The sequence below is a fragment of the Microbulbifer sp. SAOS-129_SWC genome (genome assembly GCF_039696035.1).
Taxonomy (GTDB): domain Bacteria; phylum Pseudomonadota; class Gammaproteobacteria; order Pseudomonadales; family Cellvibrionaceae; genus Microbulbifer.
In genome coordinates, this window is sequence record NZ_CP155567.1 from 3,024,106 (window position 1) to 3,048,623 (window position 24,518).

General features: G+C 63.7%; 19 protein-coding genes. 4 read left to right on the top strand and 15 right to left on the bottom strand.

Annotation, left to right across the window (positions count from 1 at the left end; translation table 11 throughout):
* Window positions 1–52: 52 nt before the first annotated feature.
* The 4 genes from ABDK11_RS13145 (at window position 53) to ABDK11_RS13160 (ending at window position 4,889) form a co-directional block, all read left to right on the top strand.
* Window positions 53–778 (top strand): glycine zipper 2TM domain-containing protein, encoded by a 726-nt coding sequence (locus tag ABDK11_RS13145; RefSeq protein WP_346836966.1) that lies wholly within the window; start codon window positions 53–55, stop codon window positions 776–778.
* Between the two features lie 267 nt (window positions 779–1,045).
* The gene (locus ABDK11_RS13150) at window positions 1,046–1,906 is read left to right on the top strand and encodes an HAD-IIB family hydrolase (protein ID WP_346836967.1); all 861 of its coding nucleotides are present in this window, start codon (window positions 1,046–1,048) and stop codon (window positions 1,904–1,906) included.
* Complete coding sequence (locus ABDK11_RS13155; protein WP_346836968.1) at window positions 1,903–3,123, top strand: glycosyl transferase; 1,221 nt, start codon at window positions 1,903–1,905, stop codon at window positions 3,121–3,123. Before ABDK11_RS13150 ends, ABDK11_RS13155 begins: the two co-directional genes overlap by 4 nt.
* 11 nt (window positions 3,124–3,134) lie before the next feature.
* Window positions 3,135–4,889 carry an alpha-amylase family glycosyl hydrolase gene (locus tag ABDK11_RS13160; RefSeq protein ID WP_346836969.1) on the top strand — a complete coding sequence of 585 codons (1,755 nt, stop codon included), beginning with the start codon at window positions 3,135–3,137 and terminating at the stop codon, window positions 4,887–4,889.
* 24 nt (window positions 4,890–4,913) lie between these two features.
* On the opposite strand, the gene ABDK11_RS13165 is transcribed toward ABDK11_RS13160, so the two are convergent.
* From ABDK11_RS13165 to trpB, 15 genes are all read right to left on the bottom strand, one after another.
* Window positions 4,914–6,578: a diguanylate cyclase gene (locus ABDK11_RS13165; protein WP_346836970.1), complete on the bottom strand. Its 1,665-nt coding sequence runs from the start codon at window positions 6,576–6,578 to the stop codon at window positions 4,914–4,916.
* A 546-nt stretch (window positions 6,579–7,124) separates the two neighbouring features.
* The gene (locus tag ABDK11_RS13170; protein WP_346836971.1) at window positions 7,125–8,333 is read right to left on the bottom strand and encodes an MFS transporter; all 1,209 of its coding nucleotides are present in this window, start codon (window positions 8,331–8,333) and stop codon (window positions 7,125–7,127) included.
* 220 nt (window positions 8,334–8,553) lie between these two features.
* Window positions 8,554–9,834 carry a hypothetical protein gene (locus ABDK11_RS13175; RefSeq protein WP_346836972.1) on the bottom strand — a complete coding sequence of 427 codons (1,281 nt, stop codon included), beginning with the start codon at window positions 9,832–9,834 and terminating at the stop codon, window positions 8,554–8,556.
* 314 nt (window positions 9,835–10,148) lie between these two features.
* The gene (locus tag ABDK11_RS13180; RefSeq protein ID WP_346836973.1) at window positions 10,149–11,381 is read right to left on the bottom strand and encodes an MFS transporter; all 1,233 of its coding nucleotides are present in this window, start codon (window positions 11,379–11,381) and stop codon (window positions 10,149–10,151) included.
* 33 nt (window positions 11,382–11,414) lie between these two features.
* Entirely contained in the window at window positions 11,415–13,406 is a 1,992-nt protein-coding gene (locus tag ABDK11_RS13185; RefSeq protein ID WP_346836974.1) for a DUF3488 and transglutaminase-like domain-containing protein, read from the bottom strand.
* Window positions 13,403–14,404, bottom strand: coding sequence for a DUF58 domain-containing protein (locus tag ABDK11_RS13190; protein ID WP_346836975.1), 1,002 nt, complete (start codon window positions 14,402–14,404; stop codon window positions 13,403–13,405). The genes ABDK11_RS13185 and ABDK11_RS13190 overlap by 4 nt, the downstream gene beginning before the upstream one ends.
* Window positions 14,405–14,408: 4 nt before the next feature.
* Window positions 14,409–15,332 carry a MoxR family ATPase gene (locus ABDK11_RS13195; RefSeq protein WP_346836976.1) on the bottom strand — a complete coding sequence of 308 codons (924 nt, stop codon included), beginning with the start codon at window positions 15,330–15,332 and terminating at the stop codon, window positions 14,409–14,411.
* A gap of 278 nt (window positions 15,333–15,610) precedes the next feature.
* Complete coding sequence (locus ABDK11_RS13200) at window positions 15,611–16,792, bottom strand: O-succinylhomoserine sulfhydrylase (protein WP_346836977.1); 1,182 nt, start codon at window positions 16,790–16,792, stop codon at window positions 15,611–15,613.
* A 322-nt stretch (window positions 16,793–17,114) separates the two neighbouring features.
* The gene (gene purF, locus ABDK11_RS13205) at window positions 17,115–18,602 is read right to left on the bottom strand and encodes an amidophosphoribosyltransferase (RefSeq protein WP_346836978.1); all 1,488 of its coding nucleotides are present in this window, start codon (window positions 18,600–18,602) and stop codon (window positions 17,115–17,117) included.
* Between the two features lie 94 nt (window positions 18,603–18,696).
* Entirely contained in the window at window positions 18,697–19,197 is a 501-nt protein-coding gene (locus tag ABDK11_RS13210; RefSeq protein WP_346836979.1) for a CvpA family protein, read from the bottom strand.
* 133 nt (window positions 19,198–19,330) lie between these two features.
* A complete protein-coding gene (locus ABDK11_RS13215) occupies window positions 19,331–19,963 on the bottom strand; it encodes an SPOR domain-containing protein (protein ID WP_346836980.1) in 633 nt (210 codons plus the stop codon).
* Window positions 19,950–21,227 carry a bifunctional tetrahydrofolate synthase/dihydrofolate synthase gene (folC, locus tag ABDK11_RS13220; RefSeq protein ID WP_346836981.1) on the bottom strand — a complete coding sequence of 426 codons (1,278 nt, stop codon included), beginning with the start codon at window positions 21,225–21,227 and terminating at the stop codon, window positions 19,950–19,952. The genes ABDK11_RS13215 and folC overlap by 14 nt, the downstream gene beginning before the upstream one ends.
* 172 nt (window positions 21,228–21,399) lie before the next feature.
* Window positions 21,400–22,254 carry an acetyl-CoA carboxylase, carboxyltransferase subunit beta gene (gene accD / locus ABDK11_RS13225; RefSeq protein WP_346836982.1) on the bottom strand — a complete coding sequence of 285 codons (855 nt, stop codon included), beginning with the start codon at window positions 22,252–22,254 and terminating at the stop codon, window positions 21,400–21,402.
* A 143-nt stretch (window positions 22,255–22,397) separates the two neighbouring features.
* A complete protein-coding gene (gene trpA, locus ABDK11_RS13230) occupies window positions 22,398–23,207 on the bottom strand; it encodes a tryptophan synthase subunit alpha (protein ID WP_346836983.1) in 810 nt (269 codons plus the stop codon).
* A gap of 75 nt (window positions 23,208–23,282) precedes the next feature.
* The gene (trpB, locus tag ABDK11_RS13235; RefSeq protein ID WP_346836984.1) at window positions 23,283–24,512 is read right to left on the bottom strand and encodes a tryptophan synthase subunit beta; all 1,230 of its coding nucleotides are present in this window, start codon (window positions 24,510–24,512) and stop codon (window positions 23,283–23,285) included.
* Window positions 24,513–24,518 lie beyond the last annotated feature (6 nt).

Below are 24,518 nucleotides of genomic sequence, written 5' to 3' on the forward strand. Positions count from 1 at the left end.
GCAAATTACGCGCACCCGCCGGTGCCGTACAAAATTTGACCGGAGGTAATCCATGAAAAGCGCCCACGTCATCGCCAGCCTACTGATCGCCTGCAGTCTCGCCGGTGTGGTACACGCCGATCCGCCCGAGGGGCGCGGCTGGAAAAAGCACCGCCACCACGATCGTCACCACGACCGCTACCAGGCCCGGGAGGAATACTGGGACGGCAACTGCAAGGTGGAGCGCAAGTGGAAGCATAATGGCGACTATACCGAGGAGCGTCACTGCCACAACGATTACCGCCGCCCGGCGCAGGTCGTGGTGGTATTGCCGCCATGGCTGCAGCGCCAATCCGGCGAACCGCAGTACATCCCCGAATCCCGCCCGACTGCCCGGCCCGTTGCCACCCGCTGTAACAGCGACCGGGTGGGCAGCGTCCTCGGCGGCCTGATCGGCGGCGTGCTGGGGCACCAGATCGGCGGTGGCAACGGCAAAACCGCTGCCACCATCGGCGGCGCCATTGCCGGTGTGCTGATCGGCGGCGACATCGGCCGCAAGATGGACCAGCGCAACCAGGCGTGTGTAGCCCAGGCACTGGAGTTCGCCCCCGAGGGACAACGCATCACCTGGCAGAATCCGGCGGGCAGTGAACAGTACGCGGTAACTCCCGGTGCGGTGGAACAGCGCGGCGACCGCTACTGCCGCAGCTTTACCGCCGAGGTGCAGAGCGGCCAGACGCCGCAGACCACGCGGAGCACGGCCTGCCGCCAGCCCGACGGCACCTGGGTGCGCCTGTAAAACTCCCGTTCACCGCGGACGGCGCCTCCTGCGCCGTCCGCGCTGAGCCACTGCCCCGTCATTGCCCACGCTTTTCGCACCAATTTGGCGCACCCCTCCATTTCCCACCGCCGCGCAGCCCAAATCGGTGCACAAAAAACCCGCTAATCGATAAGAACGACGCCAATCCGCGCCGCCAAGGTGCATTCTGTCCGCAACCTCCCCATCTGGCACTATTTTTGGATCTACAGCCATAACAGTTCTAAAAAAGACGATACCCCACGGGCGATGACAACCACTGACATTTTGCGCGGTAGCTGGCTGATCGCCAGCGACCTGGACGGCACCCTGCTGGACCACGACGACTACTCTCACGCGCCGGTAGACGCGCTGCTGCAGCAGCTGGAAGCCGACGGCGTCCCCGTGGTGCTGAACAGCAGCAAGACGTTTGTGGAGATGTGCGAACTGCGCCGCGAGCTGCACAACCAGCACCCGTTTATCGTCGAAAACGGCTCCGCGCTCTTCATCCCCGACGGCTATTTTCCCGCACCACCCGCCGATGCCGGCCACCGCGATGGCTACTGGGTCGTGGAAACCGGCACCGCGCGGGTACAACTGCTCGAATTTCTCGCCGCCGACAGCGCCGCCCACGGCAGGCCCTACCTGAGCTTTGCCAACGCCACCACCGCGGAAATTGTCGCCGCCACTGGGCTGAGCCCGGCCCAGGCCCGCGCCGCTGCCGATCGCGACTACTCGGAGCCACTGCTGTGGCGCGGCAGCGAGGCGGAGCGGCGCGACTTTGCCGCGCGTGCCCGCGCGGCCGGCCTGTCCACACTGCAGGGCGGCCGCTTCCTGCACCTGCTCGGCCGCACCGACAAGGGCAGCGCCACGCTGCAACTGCTCGACTGTTACCGCCGTGCCCGCGACATTGATTACCAGCTGATCGCCGCCGGCGACAGTCCCAACGACCGCGACATGCTGGCGGTGGCCGATATCGCCGTCATCGTGCGTGCCGCCAATCGGCCGCCGCCGGAGTTGCCGGCCAATCCCGGACAGCGGGTGATCATCAGTGACGCCATCGGCCCACAGGGCTGGCGCGACGTCATCGCCGAATTGTTCTTTCAAGCTACAGGCAGGAGTCAGCCGTGACCGATTTTTTTCAGAATGGATCCATCACCACCCTGCACAACCTGTGCAACCGCTCACTGGAGGACATGGAACAGGAACTGCTGACGTTTTCCCGCCAGCGGCCCATGTCGTTGCTGTTGCCGTCGCTCTACTCGGAACTGGAGGGCGAGGCGCTGCCGCATATTCTCGGCGAGCTGGCCCAGGTACCCTACCTGTCGGAGATCGTCATCGGGCTCGACCGCGCCGACGAATCCCAATACCGCGACGCACTGGCCCAGTTCAACCGCCTGCCGCAGCCGGTACGCGTACTCTGGAACGACGGTCCGCGACTGCGCGAACTGGATGCAAAGTTACAGGAGCGCGGCCTGGCGCCACTGGAGCCGGGCAAGGGGCGCAACGTCTGGTACTGTCTCGGTTATATCCTCGCCTCCGGCCGCGGTGAGGCAGTGGCGTTGCACGACTGCGATATCGTCACCTACGACCGCTCTCTGCTGGCGCGGCTGTTCTACCCCATCGCCAATCCCAGTTTCAGCTACGAGTTCTGTAAAGGCTATTACTCGCGCGTAGCCTCGGGAAAAATCAACGGCCGTGTCTGCCGCTTACTGGTGACCCCGCTGGTGCGCACACTGCAGAAAATCTACGGCCATACCGATTACCTGACCTATATGGACAGTTTCCGCTATGCGCTGGCCGGCGAGTTCTCCTTCCGCCGCGACGTCATCAATGACCTGCACATCCCCAGCGACTGGGGCCTGGAAATCGGTGTGTTGTCGGAAATGTACCGCAATTTCTCCACCAACCACCTGTGCCAGGTGGATATTGCCCACCGCTACGACCACAAGCACCAGACGGTGTCCTTCAGCGACGACAGCACCGGCCTGTCGAAGATGTCGATTGATATCGCCAAGTCCCTGTTCCGCAAACTGGCCACTCAGGGCACGGTATTTTCCACGGAGATTTTCCGCTCAATCAAAGCCACCTACTTCCGCATTGCACTGGACTTTGTCGAGACCTACCGCAACGATGCGATCATCAACGGCCTGGAATTCGATATTCACCGCGAAGAGCAGACCGTGGAACTCTTCGCCCGCAACCTGATGACCGCTGGCCAGGCGTTTCTCGACAACCCGATGGAAACGCCGTTTATTCCCAGCTGGAGCCGTATCAACAGCGCCGCGCCGGAATTTCTTGGCGAACTGCGCGAAGCGGTGGAAGCGGACTGCCGCGAATACACCTGAACGGATGGCCCATGACGCAAAATAACGAACAACTGTCCATCGAGAAAATCCTGCGGCAGAAGGTCTGCGATCACCTGACCGCGATCTACCCGGATGCCGACTGCGGGGACATCGCCGAACGCCTGCTATCCACCATGCGTCTCGACGAGGACTGCCAGACACCGCTGGCGCACAAGAACCTGTGGGACCAGACCGATACGCTGGTGATCACCTATGGCAACACCATTCTGAGCGAAACCCAGCCACCGCTGCAGGCGCTGCACCACTTTCTCAAGACCCACTTCACCATGCTGATCAACAGCGTGCACATACTGCCGTTCTTTCCCTACTCCAGCGACGACGGCTTTGCGGTAATCGATTACAAGCAGGTGGCGCCCAACCTGGGCGACTGGAAAGATATCCTGCGCATCAGCACCGACTTTCACCTGATGGCGGACCTGGTCATCAACCACTGCTCGGCCGAGCACCAGTGGTTTGCCAATTTCCAGCGCGGCGAATCGCCGGGCAACGATTACTTCGTCACGGTCGACCCCGATGAAGATCTCAGCGGTGTGGTGCGCCCGCGCACGACACCGCTGCTGCGTGCCGTCGCCAACGGTGAAGAGAGCAAGTGTGTCTGGTGTACCTTCGGACACGACCAGATCGACCTGAATTTCGGCAACCCGCAGGTGCTGCAGGAAATCGTCGATATCATTCGCCTGTATCTGGATATGGGAGTACGCATCTTCCGCCTGGATGCGGTGGCGTTTATCTGGAAGCAGATCGGCACCAGCTGTATCAACCTGCCGCAGACCCACGAAATCGTGCGGCTGCTGCGCACGCTGATCGAACACGCCGATCCCAACACGGTGATCATCACCGAAACCAATATCCCCAACCGGGAAAACCTGTCCTATTTCGGCAATGCCAACGAAGCCCACTGTATCTACAACTTCTCCCTGCCGCCGCTGCTGGTCAACAGCCTGGTGAGCGGCAGTTGCCGGCACCTGACCAATTGGCTGATGAGCATGCCACCGGCACAGAACGGTACCACCTACCTGAACTTCATCGCCTCTCACGACGGTATTGGCCTGCGCCCGGTCGAGGGACTCCTGAGCGACGAGGAGCAGGAGGCGCTGGTGCAGACAATGGAAAACTTCGGCGGCAAGATTTCCTGGCGCGCACTGGACGACGACAACAAGAAACCCTATGAAATCAACATTGCGCTGTTCGATGCCCTGAAAGGCACCACCGCCGGTGAGGATCACTGGCAACTGGAACGCTTTGTCTGTGCCCACGCCATCATGCTGGCGCTGGAGGGCATCCCCGCCTTTTACCTGCACAGCCTTATGGGCGCCACCAACGATTACCAGCGTATGGAAACGCATGGCCACAACCGTGCCATCAACCGGCGCCAGTGGCACCAGCAGGAACTCGATCGACTGCTGGCAGACCCGCACAGCCACCACCACCAGGTTTTCCAGTGCCTGCGTCACCTGATCCGCTTGCGCCGCGAGCAGCCGGCATTTCACCCCAACGCCACCCAGTTTACCCTGCACCTGGGCGACGCGATCTTCGCCTTCTGGCGCCAGAGCATGGACCGGCGCCAGAGTATTTTTTGTCTGAACAATATTTCCGATGCGCCACAGACCGTACTGCTGTCCAGTATCAACCTGATCGGTACCGACAAATGGAAGGACCTCGTCAGCGACGAGATTTTCGAGGATATGCTGGCCTCGGTGACCCTGGAGCCCTACCAGACACTGTGGATTACCAACCGCTGGTAAGCGCAGGCTGTCGCGTTGCTCCGGTTAAATAACCGCTTCCAGTGGCATGGCGGCGCACACACGGTTGCGCCCGCCACTTTTCGCGCGATACATCCACTGGTCCGCCTCACCGATCAGCTCGTCCAGGCCCGACTGGTGCTGTCGCTCGGCCACCCCCAGGCTGACCGTCAGGGATAATCCCGGCACACTCCCCGTCTCGCTGCGTTCGCAAATGCTACGGCGTATGCGTTCGGCGAGAATACACGCCTGACCGAGATCCGTTTCCGGCAATAACAGCACGAATTCCTCACCGCCCCAGCGCGCCACCAGATCTCCCTCGCGGCAACTCTCTGACAGCAGTTGCGCCACCCGCGCCAGAATACCGTCACCCACCTGGTGACCGTGGCGATCGTTGATATTTTTGAAATGATCGATATCCACCATCACCAGGCTGAGCGGGCGTCCGTGGCGCGCCGCCGTGCTCCACAGGCCGGTCGCATCCGTACAGAAGGCCCGGCGGTTGGGCAATCCGGTCAGGGCGTCAATGCGGGACAGCCATTCCGCCGCGCGGCGCGCCTGTTCCTGCGTGCGCACGCGGCTGGCCAGCGCCAGGGAGAAGAGAATCGCTTCCAGCACCAGGCCCAGTTCCACACTGTGGAAGGTCCAGGGCGTGATCGGCAGAAAACCCCAGACGGAAAACAGGGTCACCGCCAGACCGACCATACTGCACAGCGCCGCGCTGAGAAAATAAACTCCCGAGCGTCGGCCGTGGCTGATCGTCAGGCAACCGAGCCCGACCATGGCAATGGTGAAAATTGCCATGAAGTTGAAGGCCACATGGGTGACAAAAAATTGACTGCCCTCGATCACTCCGAGCCCCAGCAGCACCGCGGTTGCCATCGAGCCGCGCAAAACCCAGGCCTGAATACGCGGGGCGTGCAATTCCAGCTGCAGGAAGCGGCACGCAAACAGGAAGCCGGAACAGCAGAACAGCAGCATCATCACCATGATTGCATAGCGCTGTATCTGCGGCTGCTGCGGCCACAGCCAGGCGGACGCATGACCGTTGTAGGTCAGGCTGAGCACGAGATAACAGAACAGGTAGCAGGAATAATACAGGTTGCTGCGGTCGCGCAACCCCAGGTAGAGCATCAGGTTGTAGAAGATAAAAGCCAGCAGAAAGCCGTACAACAAACCGTAGCGATAGTCGGCAAATCCTTTTAGAACGGCGGCCTGCTGGTCGTTCAGCAGGGAAAGCGACAATACCATCGGTTCATCAGTCTGGACGTGCAGATAGAATTCACTGGCGCCGGGTGCAATCTTTACCGGCACGGTATAGCCAACCCCCGGTACCACGCTGTCGGCACGGGTGACCGCATCGCCGGCTCGCCAGTGCTGCAGCAATCTCCCACCCTGCAGCTGGTAGACATCGATATGGTCCAGCCAGGTTTTGCCAATCACCAGGTGCAGCGCACGCGGGTTGTGTGTCGGGTTTTCTACCACCAGGTGAAACCACACCGGTGGCGAGCCGATACCAAACGACGGAACTTTGCGCCCGCTCGGTTGAAAATCTCCCCGTGCCTGCCGCATCGTGGCCTGAGTCAGGGACAGTGGCGACTTCCCTTCCACCAGGAAAGTGACGCGGTCGCCCAGAGGCGTGTCGAGGCCCTCGCTCACGGAATAGGTCTTGGCGGCCGGCGCTGCCGCCACCGCGCAGACGCCAAATGTCAAAAAAATCAGAACAGCGACAAAGCAAAGGCAGCGACGGAAGAACTGTCGTGAACGGGCGGGCGGATTGGCCGAGCGAACACCGTACAAAATAGTCAAGTCGATTAGCCTCTTGTACAAATCTTGTTATTTGCAGGCTTGATTAGTGTGGCGGCTGGGTAGTTACGACTTGTTCAGTTTTTTGTTATTCGTGCACGCGCCCCGGCGACCGTATTCAGTCGCCCCGGTGACACGCGGTTATCTATCCTGCCCGATGCCAGACAGGGAAAATCGGCTCGCCAACTACGTGCCCGTGTCGTGAGCCTGACGCACGGGGGGCGAAGCCATGGTGCAAGACCAGCCTGACAAGCGTCAGACACAGCCTTGCGTGGCAGACAGGAGAGAAAGTGTAACCGCCTTCACAGGCTGTGGTTAACTTTTTGGCACCATAACAATCGCATGAGGGATCGATGGCGTAAATACGTCAGGAAAGTGGTCCGGCGATAGCCCCAAAGGGCCACTCGACACCGCTGTGGCATCCCTCCGCGCTCAGGTGGACTCTGTCAGCGCCGGGCCACCACCGCCCACGCGACCGAGGCGCACTTCATTCCCCGGGATCGGCGAAACCGGAATATTCTGCGCCAACAACAGCGATATCAGCGCAATTCCGGTACCGCACCAGAACACCGCAGCCGGGGAAACCAGCCACAGCAAGCCAAACAGCACCGGGATCACTACTGCCGCGATATGGTTGATGGTGAAACTCACGGCTGCCGAGGCCGCGATATCCCGGTCATCGACGATTTTCTGGAAATAGGACTTGATCGCGATGGCCATGGAAAAGAACAGGTGGTCCACCAGGTAGAGACCCGCCGCGGCAGTGCCGTTCTCCACCAGCGCATAACCGGTAAATACCAGCGCCAGGCCGATATACTCGATCGACAGTGCCGCGCGTTCGCCGAAACGCACGATCAGCCGCCCCATGCGTGGTGCCACGAACAGGTTCAGCAGGTGATTGATGATAAACAGCTGCGCGATCTGCGCCACGCTGTAATCGAACTTCTCCACCATCAGGAAACCGGCAAACACCACGAAAATCTGCCGCCGCGCGCCACTCATGAAGGTCAGCGCGTAGTAGAGCCAGTAGCGCTTGCGCAGGATGATTTTTTTGTGCTGGCTGTGGGGCTGCGCAAAACTCGGGAACACCAGCCATATCGCGATCACAACGATCACGGTGATACCGCCACCGAGCAGATAGATCCAGCGGTAATCCCAGCCGAGGGTATCCGATGTCAGCCACACCAGACCGTAGGCGCCGAGCGACGCCAGTGAACCGGCCGCGAGCATACGCCCCATCCAGATCGCCGAAGTCTCCTTCGGCAACCACTGCAGTGCCAGCGATGTTTTCAACGATTCGTAATAGTGGAAACCGGTGGACATCAGCAGCGTCGTCAGCAACAGCCCTGCGTTGGTCGGAAACCAGCCGGTGATCGCCACACCGATACCGGTGGCAATCAGTGACAGGAATGCCAGCCGCTGCTCGCGCACCAGCATCAGCACAAAGATCACCGTGAAGGCGAGAAACCCGGGAATTTCCCGCACGCTCTGCAGCAGGCCGATATCCGCCCCGGAAAAGGATGCGCGTTCGATGACGAAATTGTTCAGCAGCGCCTGCCAGACACCAAAAGACAGCGGCATCGCCGCAGACAACAACAGCAACATGATTTCGGCGCGACGCCAGGTGTGGGAGTGACTCATCGGGGACTTCTTTTTACGGTGGCGGAAATCTCAATCAATGCCCGGTTTCAGGCGGCGCCATTCTATCGCGTTGCGGCCCGGGAAAATACGCCCCAATCCACGGGCTGTATCCGTAACGCGCTGCAGGGATAGGGTGAAGAGTCGCGGTGGGGAATCGAGTCGGCGGGAACAACGCACCGAATTCAAACAACGGGCGGCCCCATGGCCGCCCTATCAAACCTCAGTCCTGGCGCAGCGTGCCGATCGGGATGGGGATATCGAAATACGAAGCGCCCGCGCCCATGCCGCCCTCGCAACCATTGGGAGGTGTGGTACAGACATTACGCGTAGACGGACACTCGGCGGCCCAGAACATATAACCGAGGAAGCCGTTGCTACTGCCGGCACCATTCGGGGCAATATTCTGCACGAAATCCGCTTTGGCCAACTGGGTCGAATTGGCGAAGTCCACGCAGTTCTCCTGCGGCTGATTGCCGTCGGTCAGCCACATGCTGACCGCCACCTTGGCCGGCGCCTTGGGCAGGATCGGCGGGCTGTAGTTGAACTTGCCATCCACATGCTCCTGCCACTGATCAGTGGCAGGCTCGCCGCGCGGCACCATGGCGTTGATATAGTCGATCTTGCCATTGGGCAGCCAGTCGGCGGCGGCGCGCCGGCTCAGTTCCTGCAGATAGCGGTCGCCCACGGCCAGGTCGAGCGTCAGGTAGCCGCCGCCGCTGAGGCCGCGGTAGGTACTGATAAACGTCTCGATACCGGCCAGCTCGGCATCCCCCGGGGTGCCGTTCTCCCAGTCGATCTCAAAGCCGTCCAGGCCCAGATCCAGTACCACCTGGTGCGCCCGCATCGCCAGACCGGCGGGGTCGGTCACCAGCGCCTGGTCCCAGGCATCGGTATAGGTGATGCCGCCCATGGAAACCATCACGCGGATGCCGTGATCCTTGAAGTAGTTGACCACGTCGGTGGTCATGCCGCGCGGCACGCCGTTGACGAAATTATCATCGGTGGTCTGGTTGAGCAGTTTCAGCGGCTCGAGAAAGCTGAGAATCACCAGGTTGATCGACGGCCTGCCGTCGCCGCGATCGATCATCCAGTGGTTGGCCACATCAAACTCACCGCCGGGCGTGGTATCCCGCGGCAGGCTCCAGTCACAGAAATGGTTACCGCAGTGCCAGGCGCCATAGATCGACATGGGCGCACCACTGCCGCCGGAGGATGAGCTGGAACTCGAACTGGAAGAAGACGAGGAGCTGGAAGAGGAACTGGACGAAGAGCTGCTATCGCAGCTGCCCAGTGCCAGCCACGGATCGCCCTTGGAGGGCTGGTCCTTGGTACCGGCCGCGGCCTGGGCCTCATAGGCGGTGCCGTTGTACTGCACTTGATCACCGGTCTGATAGCTCAGGTGCCGGTCCCACGCTGCGAGACCGCTGCAGTCGTAGGCGAAACCCGGCGCGGCCCACAGGGCAGCGACGGAAACGAGTACTCCAGTAATCGTACGTAGCATATTGTTATCCTTTTCGGTTGCGTGTCGCTCGGGCAATACCGGCACCTCCCTTGCCACCGCCGGGCCGCCCGCTTGTGTACAGATTGGACTTCACTCGAACGGGTACAACGCGCCGCCGGATGCACCTTGGCATCAGATGACAGCGTTATCAAAAAGTAGGTGAGAGGAAAACCCGCGTCAACGAAATCACCGCCGCTAACCGCTGGAATAAGACCTGGTTGGCAATTGCGTCGGCGTAGTGGCCTTTAAAAAGGAATGCACCGCCACAGGGCTTGTGGCAACGGGATCGGTTACCGCATCAGCCGCACGGCGCGCTAGGTAGCGCCAATTTCCAGCCGCTTCAGCGCACCGCTCGCCATCACCAGCACGAATGCCAGCAGACTGACAATACCGGCCCACAGCAGCGTGGTCAGCGGTGCCGCGTATTCACTCAACGCCCCCGCCGCCAGCGCCCCCAGCGCCGCCGAACCGAACAGCGCCAGCTGGTAGATCGAGATCAAGCGGCTGCGATAGGCGTCCGGTGCCAGCACCTGTACGACCGCGCGCCCCAGCACCGCCGAGGCCGCCGCCACACCGCCCCAGCAGGCGCACAGCAGGATCAGCCCGAACGGTGTAGGGCCGAAGCTGATCGCTACCAGCAGCGCGGCGCTGTAGGCTAGACACATGAGGATACCGCGCCCGGGCCGGGTGCCCTGGCCGCGGCGCAGCATGGTGACCGTCGCCGCCACGGTGCCGCCGATAAACGCCAGCTGCAGCGTGGCGTAATAACTGGCGCCGCGCCCGTAGTCTTCCGCCAACAACGGCAGCACCACCAGAAAGACACCGATATGCACGAAACCGTTGAATGCCATCAGTGCCACCAGCTCGCGCAGCGCCGGGCGTCGCCACGCCTCGGCCAGGCCCTCGGCGATCAGCGTCAGCGGCCGTTTGCCCTGCTCCGGTGGCAGCGTCGCGCGGGGTTCGCGCAGCGAATAGAAAAAGAGCGCCGCCACTGCCACGACCGCCGCCTGCAGTGACAGCAGCGGCCGCAGGCCCCAGTGATCGAAGCGGCTCGCCAGCAGCATGCCCAGCGCCTGGCCGCCGTACTGGGCCAGCATCATCCAGGTGACCGTCTGCTGCACACCGCGCTCGCTGGCGCGGCCGTCGTCGCTGCGCGCGCTGCGCTGCACCAGGTTATCCCGCGCCGGTTGCAGGAAAGCGGTGCAGACGCCAAGGCTGACTCCATAGAGCAGCAGCACCGCCAGGTTGGGAATACGGACCTGGAAATACAGCAGCAGCGCCAGGTGGCAGACCGCCAGCCCCAGGCACGCCAGCGCCGCCACTCTGGCAGCATCGCGGCGATCCGCGAGTGCGCCGCCGAACAGTAGAAACAGCAGGTTCGGCAGCAGCACCGACGCCTGTACCCAGCCAAGGTGCAGCGCCGGCAGATCCACCACCTTGACTGCAATCCATGGCAGCAACACTACCTGCAGGCCGGTGGCCAGCGAGGTGCCGCCGTAGCCGAACAGAAATCTTTTCAGGGTTGCCGATAGGGCGGGAAACGACATTACGGATTCCGATTGGGGCAGAGACATCAGGCGTTATCGAGCAGCGGCAGCGCGCAGCGGCCAAAAGCGGCGCAACAGCAGGCGCAGCTGTTTTTCCGCCGCCGCATCGCCACCGTAGGCAGCGCGCTCGAAGGCCGCCGTGATCGCCCGCACCGCCGGCGCCAGCTGCGGGCGCTCGACACACACGCGCCGGCAGAAGTCCCGCGGCGCCTCGCCACTGCGGCGCTGCAGACCGGCGCGCGCCAGGCGGCGGCAGAATTTGCGGTACAGGCGGCTGCTGCGTGGCGCCCGCGCGCCGCGGCCACTAAACCACATCCACGCCAGAATGCCCAGTAGCGCCAGCGCCGCCGGCACCGCCAGCAACAGCGCCATACGCAATGCCGATACCTCGCCAAGCAGGCGCTGCAACAGGCTCTGCTGCTTGTCGCTGTCGAAACTGATCACCGTGCTGTACCAGCGGTAGTTGATCATATCCCACTGCAAGCGCAGGCGGTTGAGAATCGAGATGCGGTGCAGCGGCAGCAGCGAGTCCTGCATGAATTCATCCGCGGCGGCACTCTCGAGACCGTCGCGGATGCGCTCCGGCGACACCGCCGCAGTGGGATCGACCCGCTGCCAGCCGCGCGCCGGCGTCCAGATTTCCGCCCAGGCATGGGCGTCGTACTGGCGCACCAGTAGATATTTTTCCTGCGCCACCCATTCGCCGCCCTGGTAGCCGGCCACCACCCGCGCCGGCACACCGGCGGCGCGCATGGCGAAGACATAAGCGCCGGCAAAGTGCTCGCAGAAGCCCTGCCGGGTGTCAAACAGAAAGTCGTCGACACTGTCGGCGCCGAGCGCGGGCGGTTTCAGCGTGTAGGTGAAATCGCGGTGAAAGAAGTCCAGCAGCGCCGCCGACATCTGCTGTGCATCCAGCCCGCGGCGGCGCAGATTGCGAACCCACGCGCGCGTGCGCGGGTTGACGCCGTCGGGCAGTTGCAGGTTGCGGCGGCGCGCCCGCAACGACAGCGGCGGCCCCGCGGCCAGGCTCTCGCGCGGCCAGGAGCGCACCTCGTAGGCGAAGCGGCTGTACACCGGTGCGCGGCGCAACAGACGGTCGTCGGGCATTTCCTCGACACCCTCGGTGTTGGAGTTCGGCCGCGCCATCGCGAACAGCCAGCGGCTGTTGGTGGGTTCCTGAATCACCCGGTAGCGGTAGCGCGGCCCCACTTCCGGCAGCGGCCGTGCGGGGGGCAGCTGCCAGTGCGGGCCGCCGCTGTAGCGGTGGTTGGCGAGGCTCCAGCGGCGACCGTCAAAGTGTTCGTACACCAGGCCGCGCCAGTAGCGCTGCTCCGGCGGCGGCACCGGGCCGTCGAAGGCGATACGCAGGGTCGGCTCATCGGAGCGGGACAGATCGGTGAAATCCCCGGGGCTCATCGAGTCGCTGATACCGGTGCTGGCACCGCCGCTGCTCTGTGGCACCGCCCACAGCGGCCCCAGCCTCGGCAACACGACGAACAGCAGCAACATCAGCGGTACCGCCTGCGCCAGCAGGCGCAGCGACAGACCCAAAGCGCGGCGCGGCGCGGCGCTGTGGCTGCCCAGTTGCGCCGCCAGCCCGGCGGTAATCACCACCACGCACAGGCAACCGTAAATCGCATAGGGAATCGACTGCTCGAACACGAACAGCGTGGCGGCGACAAAATAGGACAGCAACAGACTCAGGAAGGCGTCGCGGCGGTTGAACAGTTCCAGGTTCTTGAGCGTAAAGGAAACCGCCAGCAGCGCGACCATCGGCGCCAGCGAGAACCAGTGGCGGAACGACAGCAGCAGGCCGCCCAGCGCCAGCACCACCGCCAGTAACTTGATCCAGCGCCCGGGCAGGTCCCAGCGACCGCGGTACACCTGGAAACGCCAGTAGACCGCCAGCGCCCAGGCGATCGGAATCCACAGCGGCAGGCGCGAAAACTGCGGCAGCAGCGCCGCCAGCTGGGCGGCGAAAATCCACAGCAGGCTCTCCCGCGGCAGGCGTTCGGCGGTGCTCATCGGTCGCCCCCCGCCGGTGCGTGGATCGGGAACAGCGCCAGTGCGGTCAGCACCCGCCGCAGATGATCCGGGCCCAGCGCCGGCTGGATAACGGTGCCGGGCAGGCGCAAGCCGTAGGCGCTCTGTTCGCGCTCCGCCTGCAGCGCCCAGTGGCACAGATTACAGAGGCGCGTTTCAACATCGCGCCCGGCCAGCAGGTCCCAGTCCAGCCACAGGCGCGTATCGACACCACTCTCGTAGCGCTTGGAATAGAGGTCGCGGCCACCGGCATACTGCTTCCACGCCAGGTGGCGCGGCGAATCGCCCGGCCGGTAAGTCGCCAGACCGGCGAAGTCGTCGCCGCCGGCGCGCTTCTGCACTGATTCACCGTCCGCAGTGGCGGCGCCGAGCGGCAGCGGGCCGGCGGATTTGGGTTGCGGGTAAACGAGAAACTCCACATCCAGGTCGACCCGGCTCCAGCAGCGAAACAGTCCCAGTGGGAAACGGCTCTGCACCCGCAGGCGCGGCGCGCGCACGCGGCCGCGGCGCACCACCGGCAGCGCCACACGCACCTCCTCCTCACCGCGGTCCACCAGGTCCAGCCACGCACCCTGTTCCGGCGGCCAGAAAATTTCGATGCGTTCGCGGATACGATTGCCGGGGCGGCCGACGCGCAACAGCGCTTCGGCGTAATCACCGGCGAACACCGGGCGCACCTCGCACAGGCGCAGCTGCAGGCCGGAGAGATTGGCAAAGGTGTGCACCGGCAACACCGCGAACAGGCTCACCAGCAGAAAGGTCAGCGCGAACACCAGGTTGTTTTCGTAGTTGGTGCCGAGCAGCCACAGGATGATGACCACCATCAGAAACGCCAGCCCGGCGCGGGTGGGCAGGATAAACAGGCGGCTGTGGTCGAGCGTGACCCGGCGCGCGGCCGGCGCGCGGCGCTGCAGCCAGCGCTCGGTGAGTTCGCGCCAGCGCCCGCCGAGCGCTGCGAATGCCGCTCTCGTGCCCGCCACGGGATCAGGCAGCGATCACGTCGACCTGGTGCAGCAGCCGCTCCACCAGCTGGACGCCGTCGCCCCAGTCGCCCTGGGCGCCGGCCTGCAGGCGGTGACCGGCCACCGCCGGCAGCACTGCCTGGATATCGTCCGGCAGCAGGTGGCCGCGGCCGTGGATCAGTGCCCAGGCGCGCGCCGAGTGCAGCAGCGCCAGTGCGCCACGGGGCGACAGGCCCACGGCACAGTCGGGGCTCTGGCGGGTGTGCTGCACCAGTCGCTCGAGGTAGTCGAGCAGGCTGTCGGAAGCCTTCACCTGCCCCACCAGCGCCTGCATCTTGTGCAGGGTGGCACCGTCGATACGCGGTTTCAGGCGCTGCAGCTGCAGGCGCGGATCGACGCCCTGAAACAGCGCCCGCTCGGCTTCGCGGGTGGGGTAGCCGAGACCGATGCGCATCAGGAAGCGGTCGAGCTGGGATTCCGGCAGGGCGAAGGTGCCGGCCTGGTGCAGCGGGTTCTGGGTGGCGATGACAAAGAAGGGTTGCGGCAGTGGGCGGGTATCGCCGTCGATGCTGACCTGGCGCTCTTCCATCGCTTCGAGCAGGGCGCTCTGGGTCTTGGGCGAGGCGCGGTTGATTTCATCGGCCAGCAGCAGCTGGCTGAATACCGGCCCTTCGTGGAAACGGAACTGGCCGGACTCCCGTTCGAAGATGGAGACCCCGAGAATATCCGCCGGCAGCATATCGCTGGTGAACTGCACCCGGTTGTAGGAGAGCCCCAATACCTGCGCCAGGGCGTGTGCCAGCGTGGTCTTGCCCATACCGGGCAGGTCCTCGATCAACAGGTGGCCGCGTGACAACAAACAGGCCAGCGCCAGTTTCACCTGATGTTCCTTGCCCAACAGCACTTTGCCGATATCGGCAACGATGGCGGAAATAATCTTTTGCACGGCTAATCCATTACTGCTCGGTTTTTCTATGCGGTGCTTCCGGGTATTTGAGCCCTGTTCCGGTTCCGGGGCGGTCCCGCTACCGGGGGCTTTTTGCCAGACACGCTGTGAATACATCCCTGTACGCTCTCCGCGGCCATCCCTGGCCGCAGAAGGTCTGGCAAAAAGCCCCCGGTATCGAAACCTGCTCGTCGGGTATTGTGCTTTGCGCCAAACTGACTCTTAATCATAGGTGTTGAAAAAGGAGGCTCTACCCTCCCCGTCACAAATAGCGCCACTTACAGCAGCGCCAATCCCCGCGCCAGATCGCTCTGCAGATCCCCGAAATCTTCCAGCCCCGCCGAGACCCTAATCAGGTTCTCGGTGATGCCGGCACGGGCCTTGTCCTCATCGCTGAGGCGGCCGTGGGTGGTGGTGGCCGGGTGCACGATGGTGCTCTTGGCATCGCCGAGGTTGGCGGTGACCGAGAAGATCTTGCAGGCGTCGATGACCTTCCACGCCGCCTCGCGGCCGCCGCGCACGGCAAAGCTCAGCACGCCGCCGAACATATGCTGCTGCTCTGCCGCCAGCAGGTGGCCGGGATGTTTGGGCAGGCCAGCATAGTTGACCTTTTCCACTGCGTCCTGCTCGTCCAGCCAGAAGGCCAGCGCCAGCGCGTTGCGGCAATGGGCCTCCATACGCAGTTTCAGTGTTTCCAGGCCCTTGAGGAATACCCAGGCGTTGAACGGACTCATGCTCGGGCCGGCGGTGCGCAGGAAGATCACCAGCTCGTCCATGATGTCCTTTTTACCGACCGCGACGCCGCCGACACAGCGGCCCTGCCCGTCCAGGTATTTGGTGGCCGAGTGCACCACGATGTCGGCGCCGAGCGCCAGCGGGCGCTGCAGCGCCGGGGTGCAGAAACAGTTGTCCACCACCAGCAGCGCACCGGCACTGTGGGCCAGGTCGGCCATCGCGCGGATATCCACCACCTCGCACAGCGGGTTGGACGGCGTTTCCAGGAACAGCAGCTTGGTATCGCCGTCGAGGGCGTCCTGCCACTGCTGCCGATCGGTGAGATCGACGAAGCTGACGCGCACGCCGAACTTCTGCATATAGCGGGTAAACAGTGCGGTGGTGGTACCGAAGACACTGCGCGAGCAAATGACCTTGTCGCCGCTCTTCAGCAGCGCCATGCACAGGCTCAGGATTGCGGCCATACCACTGGAGGTGGCCACTGCCGCCTCGCCGCCTTCCAGCGCGGCCATGCGCTGCTCGAACATGCGTACGGTGGGATTGGTATAGCGGGAGTAGACGTTGCCCGGATTTTCACCGGAGAAACGCGCCGCGGCCTCGGCGGCTGAGGGAAATACGTAACTGGAGGTGAGGTACAGCGCCTCGGAGTGCTCGCCCTCGTCGGAGCGCGTCTGTCCCGCGCGCACCGCCAGGGTGTCCAGAGCATAGCCGTCGTCTTCGAACATAAACCATCCCGGTTTTTTGCTGTTTACGGAGACGGTTATGGTAACCGAAATGGCGGGAAAATGGCGCGATCGCTTACCGCGGTAGTGAGATCAAAGCCGAGCCGAATGCGTACAGTGGCGATAAAAGCAACGGTGCGCCAGGGCCACACAAGGCACCGCCGCCGAATCGATCCCCGAATTCTTTCCGTAGGGGCGATCCTTGTGTTCGCCCGACCCGGGTGCCAGTAACGACAAGGGCGAACACAAGGTTCGCCCCTACGGAAATGGCATGGCAGGCATAGCCTGTTCAGCGCCTGCAGAGTCGCGCCGTGTAATTGCCCGCTTACAGCGAGCTGGCGCTGCCCTTCTTCTGCTTGGCGGCGTCGTTGCGCGCGGTATGCAGGTCGTGCAGGTACTGCTCGTCCACGTCGCCGGTAACATAGTTGCCGTCGAATACGGAGCAGTCGAACTGCTCGATCTTTTCGTTGCCCTCGGCGGAACACTCCACCAGATCCTCGAGATCCTGGTAGATCAGCCAGTCGGCACCGATCTCCTCGCAGATTTCCTCGGTGGTGCGATCGTGGGCCACCAGCTCTTCGGCGGAGGGCATATCGATACCGTAGACGTTGGGGAACTTCACTGCCGGCGCGGCGGAGGCGAAATACACCTTGGCGGCGCCCGCTTCGCGGGCCATCTGGATGATCTGCTTACAGGTGGTACCGCGCACGATGGAGTCATCCACCAGCAGCACGTTCTTGCCGCGGAATTCCAGCTCGATCGCGTTCAGCTTCTGGCGCACGGACTTCTTGCGCTGCTTCTGTCCCGGCATGATGAAGGTGCGGCCGATATAGCGGTTCTTCACCATGCCCTCGCGGAACTTGACGCCGAGGCGGTGGGCAACAGTCTGCCCGGCGGTGCGGGCGGAATCCGGAATCGGAATCACCACGTCGATATCGTGGTCCGGGCGATCGCGCAGGATCTTTTCGGCCAGGTGCTCGCCCTGGCGCAGGCGCGCCTTGTGCACGGAGACGCCGTCCATGATCGAATCGGGGCGCGCGAAGTAAACGTGTTCGAAGATACAGGGGTTCAGCGACGGATTGTCGGCGCACTGCTCCGAGTGCACGGTGCCGTCCAGTTCGATATAGATTGCCTCGCCCGGCGCCACATCGCGCACCAGGGTATAACCGAGCACGTCCAGGGCCACGGATTCGGACGCCACCATGTATTCGGTGCCCTTGTCGGTCTCACGCTTACCGTACACCAGCGGGCGGATACCGTTGGGATCGCGGAAAGCGACCACGCCGTAGCCAACGATCAGCGCCACACAGGCGTAGCCGCCGCGCACGCGCTTGTGCACCGCGCGCATCGCCGTGAACACATCCTCGGCTTTCGGCTGCAGCTTGTGCTGTGCGAGCAACTCGTGAGCAAACACATTCAACAGCACCTCGGAATCGGAATCGGTGCTGATATGACGCAGGTCCTGCTGATAGATCTCTTCCATCACCTGGTCTTTGTTGGTGAGGTTGCCATTGTGGGCCATGGCAATGCCGTAGGGGGAGTTGACGTAGAAGGGCTGGGCCAGCGCCGGGCCGGAACCACCGGCGGTGGGATAGCGCACATGGCCGATGCCAAAATTGCCCTTCAGGCGCTCCATATGGCGCGCGCGGAACACGTCGCGCACCAGGCCGTTGGCCTTCTGCTGATTGAGGCGGTCGCCATCACAGGTGACGATGCCGGCGGCGTCCTGCCCGCGGTGCTGCAACAGGGTGAGCGCATCGTACAACTGCAGGTTGACGTCACTCTTACCGACGATACCGACAATACCACACATAGTCTTGGCCCTACTGGTCGAGAGAGAGCGGCTCAACCGCTCCGCTAAATTCAATCATCTTGTGCGCGGCCCCCGGGAGGGCTGGCCGCGCTGCTCAGTTGGCAGTTCCCTGCACGAACAGCTCCTTGATCGTCTCCGCCAATGCCTTCGCCGTATCTTCAAAGGCGAGGAAATGCGGGATCAGCGCCGAGTCGCGCCACCATTCGTCCTGCTCCACCGGCACCAGCGCCGGTGCCAGAATAAGTAGCGCCACCACCACGATGCCGCCGCGCGCCAGCCCGAACACCATACCCAGTACCCGGTCGGTACCCGACAGGCCAGTCGCCTCGACGAACGCCGACAGGGTCATATTGAGCCCGGCGCCGGCCAGCAGCGTGAAAATGAACAGGATGGCAAAGGCAGCGATGGCCTGCAGTGACGGCGTGTCCACCAGATTGGAAAGCAGTGGCGCCAGCTCGTCGCGAAACATCATGGCAATGACGAAGGCAGCAACCCAGGTCAGGAGGGAGAGGGTTTCGCGCACGAAACCACGGCTGAGACCGATCAGCGTGGAGATGGCCACGATTGCCAGAATGGTCCAGTCAGCCCAGTTCATCCAGTCCTACCTGCCAGGCGGCGGTCGCCGCGAAGAGCGCGCATTCTAACTGAAGCGCTCCAGCGCGTGAAGCTGTTCGCAAACACAGTAGAAATTAGGATCTGCAGCCTTCCGGTTGACGTCGCTTGCCAAATCAGGCCTTGAAGCGTAACACGAGGGTGCTGGCGCCGAGCATCTGGTCCAGCTCGCGCTTGACTGACTCGGCGTCCGTCTTGCTGACCTTGGGCCCGACAAATACGCGCACGAAGTGCCCCTTGTCGGTGGTCACGGCACGGGTGTAGGCCTTGTAACCGTCGTCCATCAGCTTGTCGCGCAGCTTTTCCGCGCGCGCCTTGTCGCGGTAGGCCGCCACCTGCACCACCCAGGCCATCGGCAGGCCCTTGGCATCGAGCAGCGGGCCGGAATCCTGTTTCGCCAGTGCTTCTTTAGCGGGTTTTTGCGGCTCGGCTTTCTTCGGCTCAGACGCTTTTTGCGGTGTTTCGGCGGGCTCGGGGGAACGCTGTTCCACTACTTCCGGCTGGAACAGCGTGTCTGCCGGCGGTGCCGGTGCCGCATCGGCCACCGGTTCCGGAGCAGCCATCTCGATCGGCTCGATATCCGGGGCCGGCGGAATCTGGCTGGTCATATCGATATAGCGGGTGCCTTCGCGGTCGAACAGGCTGGGCAGAAAGATCACCGCCAGCGCGATCAGCACCAGCGCACCGACAATGCGCTGCCGAAAGCCATCATTCAAGCGGCCACGCCTGGCCGGTTCACGACTCGCCATCACCCACTTCCCGGATCTGTTGTAAAACTTCCGCCACAGTAAAGAAGGATCCGAAGACAAGCAACCTGTCCTGCGACCCGAGAGTCGGCAACAGCTGCGCCAGACCATCGACGACCGCCGGACACTGGCGGTCGATCCGCGCCGTGTCGACACCGGCGCGCTGCAACCCGTCCAGCAGCGCGGCGCAATCCGCCGCGCGCGGATTGCCCGGCAGCAGTGCCGGATGCCAGTGGCTGACCAGGTCATCGAGCGGCGCGAACAGCCCGGCCAGATCTTTGTCGGCCATCGCCGCCACCAGCACATGGGTGGCGCCGGCCACCGGGTTGTCGCGCAGCCAGCGCGCCAGGTATTCCGCCGCGGCCGGGTTGTGGCCCACGTCGAGTAACAGTGTGCGGCCGCGGTACTGCAGCTGCTGGCGGCGTCCGGCCAGGCGTATGCCGGCCAGTGCCCCGGTCACTGCACGCGCGGTTCCGCCCCCGGCGCCGCTGCCGGGCAGCGCATCCAGCAACGCCAGCGCGGTGATCGCAGCGCCGATACTGGGGCGCGGCAAGCTGATCGGCGGCAGCGCCAATTCCAACTCACCGAAGCGGTAGCGGTCAGCAGTGACAGTGAAGTCGCGGTCGATAAAGTACGCCGGCGCGCCGGTGCCGGCGGCCGCCGCCAGCACCGACTGCGGCGGTGCCGGGTCGGCACAGATGAACGGGCGGCCGGAGCGCAGGATGCCGGCCTTCTCGGCGCCGATCACCTCGCGGTCGCTGCCCAGCCAGGCCTCGTGATCCACCGCCACGCTGGTGATCACCGCGACATCCCCATCCACCAGGTTGACCGCGTCCAGGCGCCCGCCGAGCCCCACTTCGAGCAGCGCAAACTCGACGCCGGCGCGCTTGAACAGCCACAGCGCCGCCAGTGTGGTGTACTCGAAATAGGTCAGGCTGATATCGCCGCGGGCCGCCTCGATCGCCTCGAAGGCAAGCACCAGGTCGGCGTCCTCCACCTCGCGGCCACCGATGCGTACCCGCTCGTTGAAGCGCAGCAGGTGCGGGGAGGTGTAGGCGCCGACGCTGCGCCCGCCGGCGCACAGCAGCGCCTCGGCGCTGGCGACGCAGGAACCCTTGCCGTTGGTGCCGGCAACGGTAATGACATGCGGCGCCGGCTGGCGCACGCCGAGCGTATCCGCCACGGTGGATACCCGCTCCAGGCCCAGTTCAATTTCAGTGGGGTGCAGCCGCTCGAGGCGAGCCAGCCAGTCTTGCAGTGACATCATCTGTTAAAACCGTCGCAACGTATGTTTGCCGCGCCGAAATGCAGGAGCGGCCGCTGGCCGCGATCGGCCTCCCGCGGGAACGGCTCCGATCGCGACCAGCGGCCGCTCCTGTTTCATCAATCTCGTCGCCAGCCCGGCATCGTCGTCCGCACGGACGGGATACCGGCAGCGCTCAGCTCCAGGCCAGCTTGCCCAGCAGGCGGCCGATGGTTTCGCGCATCTCGTAGCGCGGGATAATCATATCGATGGCGCCGTGATCCAGCAGGAACTCCGCGCGCTGGAAGCCCTTGGGCAGCTTCTGGCGGATGGTCTGCTCGATGATATTGGGCCCGGCAAAACCGGCGCGCGCGCCGGGCTCGGCGGCGTTGATATCGCCCAGCAGTGCCAGTGACGCGGACACACCACCATAAACCGGATCGGTCATCACCGAGATATAGGGCACGCCGGCCATCTTCATTTTTTCCAGCACCGCGGAGGTCTTGGCCATCTGCATCAGCGAGATCAGCGCCTCCTGCATGCGCGCCCCACCGGTGGCGGAAAAGCATACCAGCGGGATGCGCTCTTCCAGCGCCAGTTGCGCGGCGCGGGTAAAGCGCTCGCCGACCACATAGCCCATGGAACCGCCGTGAAAGGCAAACTCGAACGCCACCGCCACCAGCGGCTTGCCCTCGAGGGTGCCGCGCATGGCAATCAGCGCATCCTTCTCACCGGTAGCTTTCTGCGCCTGGCTCAAGCGATCCTTGTATTTTTTCACATCCTTGAATTTCAGGCGGTCCACCGGTTCCACATCGGTGGCCAGCTCTTCGCGCCCGTCTTCGTCGAGGAAGATATCCAGGCGCCGGCGCGCGCCGATGCGCATGTGGTGATCGCACTTCGGGCACACTTCCAGATTGCGCTCCAGCTCCGGGCGGTACAGCATGGCGTCGCACTTGACGCACTTCTTCCACACCCCCTCCGGAACCTTGCTGGCGCCGGCGCGGCGCTCGGTGCGGATCACTGCGGGAACAATTTTTTCTAACCAGCTCATCTCGTTACCACTTCCGATGTTTTGCGGGCCGAACAACTTTTCGACCAGTGGGTTTCAGGCTGAGAATTAAAACACTATCGTACAATGGAGGCCCGGTCAGTTCAGCCGCCAAATCGGGCTTTCTGGCCAGTTCGTGACGCCGATCAAGCGTCCAGCGCGCCGCGCATCTCCCCCACCAGCGCAGCGACACGCTCGCGCGCCGCGTCGGCGGATTGCGCCTCACCGATCGCCGCCACCAGCACACTGCCGACCACCGCGCCGTCGCCATCGGCGCTCACCGCCCGGGCCGAGGCGCCGTCCTTGATACCGAAGCCGACACACAGTGGCAGCTCGGTGTGGCGGCGGATGCGCGCCAGGTTCTCGCTCACCGACTTTGGATCCAGGTTGCCGGCGCCGGTGACACCCTTCAGGGATACATAGTAGACAAAGCCGCTGGCGAGGCGCGCGATGGCCTCGACCCGCGCGTCACTGGTGGTCGGCGTGAGCAGGAAGATATTGCGCAGGTTGCGCGCCCGCAGCATCTCGTTCAGCGGGCCGGCCTCTTCCGCCGGCAGGTCCACGGTCAGGGCGCCATCCACACCGGCTTCGCCGGCGGCATCGGCAAAGCGTTCCGCACCCATCTTCTCGATCGGGTTGGCGTAGCCCATGAGGATCACCGGGGTATCGGGGTCCTCGCGACGGAACTCCGCCACCATTTCCAGGCACTTGCGCAGTGAAGTCTTGTGCTCCAGCGCGCGCTCGTGCCCTTTCTGGATCACCGGGCCCTCGGCCATCGGGTCGGAGAAAGGCACACCCAGTTCGATCAGGTCGGAGCCGCTGGCCACCAGCTGGTGCATCAGCGGCACGGTATTTTCCGGGCCGCCATCGCCGGCGACGATGTAGGTCACCAGCGCCTTGCGCCCCTCGGCGCGCAGCGCGGCGAAGCGGCGGTCGATTCTATTCTGTTCTGTCACTGCTTTAATCCCTATTGCACTGTGGGAGTCGGCCCGGCCGCGCTTGCCTGGCGGAATCGCCGGCGCGGCCGCCTCTTACACTTCGATGCCGTCGATCGCGGCCACGGTGAAAATATCCTTGTCGCCGCGCCCGGACAGGTTCACGACAATGTTCTGTTCCGGTTTCATGGTCGCCGCCAGCTTGAGGCCGTAGGCCACCGCATGACTGGATTCCAGCGCCGGAATAATGCCCTCGGTGCGGGTCAGGGTGCGGAAGGCGGCGAGCGCCTCCTCGTCGTCGGCAGTGACATACTGCACCCGGCCGATATCTTTCAGCCACGCGTGCTCCGGGCCCACGCCCGGATAATCGAGACCGGCGGAAACCGAGTGGGTCTCGATAATCTGGCCGTCTTCGTCTTCCATCAGGTAGGTGCGGTTGCCGTGCAGGATGCCAGGCACCCCGTCGTTCAGCGGCGCGGCGTGATGGCCGGTGGCCAGCCCCTCACCGCCGGCCTCGACGCCGAACATCTTCACGTCGCTGTCGCCCAGGAACGGGTGGAACAGGCCGATGGCATTGGAGCCGCCGCCGACACAGGCAACCAGCGCGTCCGGCAGCCGGCCGAACTCTTCCAGGCTCTGGCGCCGGGCCTCGCGGCCGATCACCGAGTTGAAATCGCGCACCAGCTGCGGGTAGGGGTGCGGGCCGGCCACGGTACCGATGATGTAGAAGGTATCGTCGACATTGGTAACCCAGTCGCGCATGGCTTCGTTCATCGCGTCTTTCAATGTCTTGGAGCCGGACTCCACCGGGATCACCTCGGCGCCCAGCAGCTTCATGCGGTAGACATTGGGTGACTGGCGCTTGACGTCTTCGGCACCCATGTACACGGCGCACTTGAGCCCCAGGCGTGCGGCCACAGTGGCCGTGGCGACGCCGTGCTGGCCGGCGCCGGTCTCGGCAATCACGCGGGTCTTGCCACTGTGCTTGGCCAGCAGCGCCTGCCCCACCGTGTTATTCACCTTGTGGGCGCCGGTGTGGTTGAGGTCTTCACGCTTGAGCCAGATGCGCGCACCGCCGGCCTTCTCGGTGAGGCGCTCGGCCAGATACAGCGGCGACGGGCGGCCGACATAGTGGGCCAGGTCGTAATCAAAGGCGGCGACAAATTCCGGATCGTCTTTCAGGCGCGAGTACATCTCGCGCAACTCGTCCAGCGCACCGATCAATGTCTCCGATACGAAACGGCCACCGTAGGGCCCGAAATGCCCGCTGGCATCCGGGTAGGCGGAAAAATCTATCGCGCCGCCTTTACCACCTTGCTCACTCACAATACT

Coding starts and splice junctions, on each gene's coding strand:
- ABDK11_RS13175 (WP_346836972.1), bottom strand. CDS start 9,834: ATGCTACGTACGATTACTGGAGTACTCGTTTCCGTCGCTGCCCTGTGG.
- ABDK11_RS13185 (WP_346836974.1), bottom strand. CDS start 13,406: ATGAGCACCGCCGAACGCCTGCCGCGGGAGAGCCTGCTGTGGATTTTC.
- purF (WP_346836978.1), bottom strand. CDS start 18,602: ATGTGTGGTATTGTCGGTATCGTCGGTAAGAGTGACGTCAACCTGCAG.
- accD (WP_346836982.1), bottom strand. CDS start 22,254: ATGAGCTGGTTAGAAAAAATTGTTCCCGCAGTGATCCGCACCGAGCGC.
- ABDK11_RS13145 (WP_346836966.1), top strand. CDS start 53: ATGAAAAGCGCCCACGTCATCGCCAGCCTACTGATCGCCTGCAGTCTC.
- ABDK11_RS13210 (WP_346836979.1), bottom strand. CDS start 19,197: ATGAACTGGGCTGACTGGACCATTCTGGCAATCGTGGCCATCTCCACG.
- ABDK11_RS13215 (WP_346836980.1), bottom strand. CDS start 19,963: ATGGCGAGTCGTGAACCGGCCAGGCGTGGCCGCTTGAATGATGGCTTT.
- ABDK11_RS13160 (WP_346836969.1), top strand. CDS start 3,135: ATGACGCAAAATAACGAACAACTGTCCATCGAGAAAATCCTGCGGCAG.
- ABDK11_RS13150 (WP_346836967.1), top strand. CDS start 1,046: ATGACAACCACTGACATTTTGCGCGGTAGCTGGCTGATCGCCAGCGAC.
- folC (WP_346836981.1), bottom strand. CDS start 21,227: ATGATGTCACTGCAAGACTGGCTGGCTCGCCTCGAGCGGCTGCACCCC.
- ABDK11_RS13170 (WP_346836971.1), bottom strand. CDS start 8,333: ATGAGTCACTCCCACACCTGGCGTCGCGCCGAAATCATGTTGCTGTTG.
- ABDK11_RS13180 (WP_346836973.1), bottom strand. CDS start 11,381: ATGTCGTTTCCCGCCCTATCGGCAACCCTGAAAAGATTTCTGTTCGGC.
- ABDK11_RS13200 (WP_346836977.1), bottom strand. CDS start 16,792: ATGTTCGAAGACGACGGCTATGCTCTGGACACCCTGGCGGTGCGCGCG.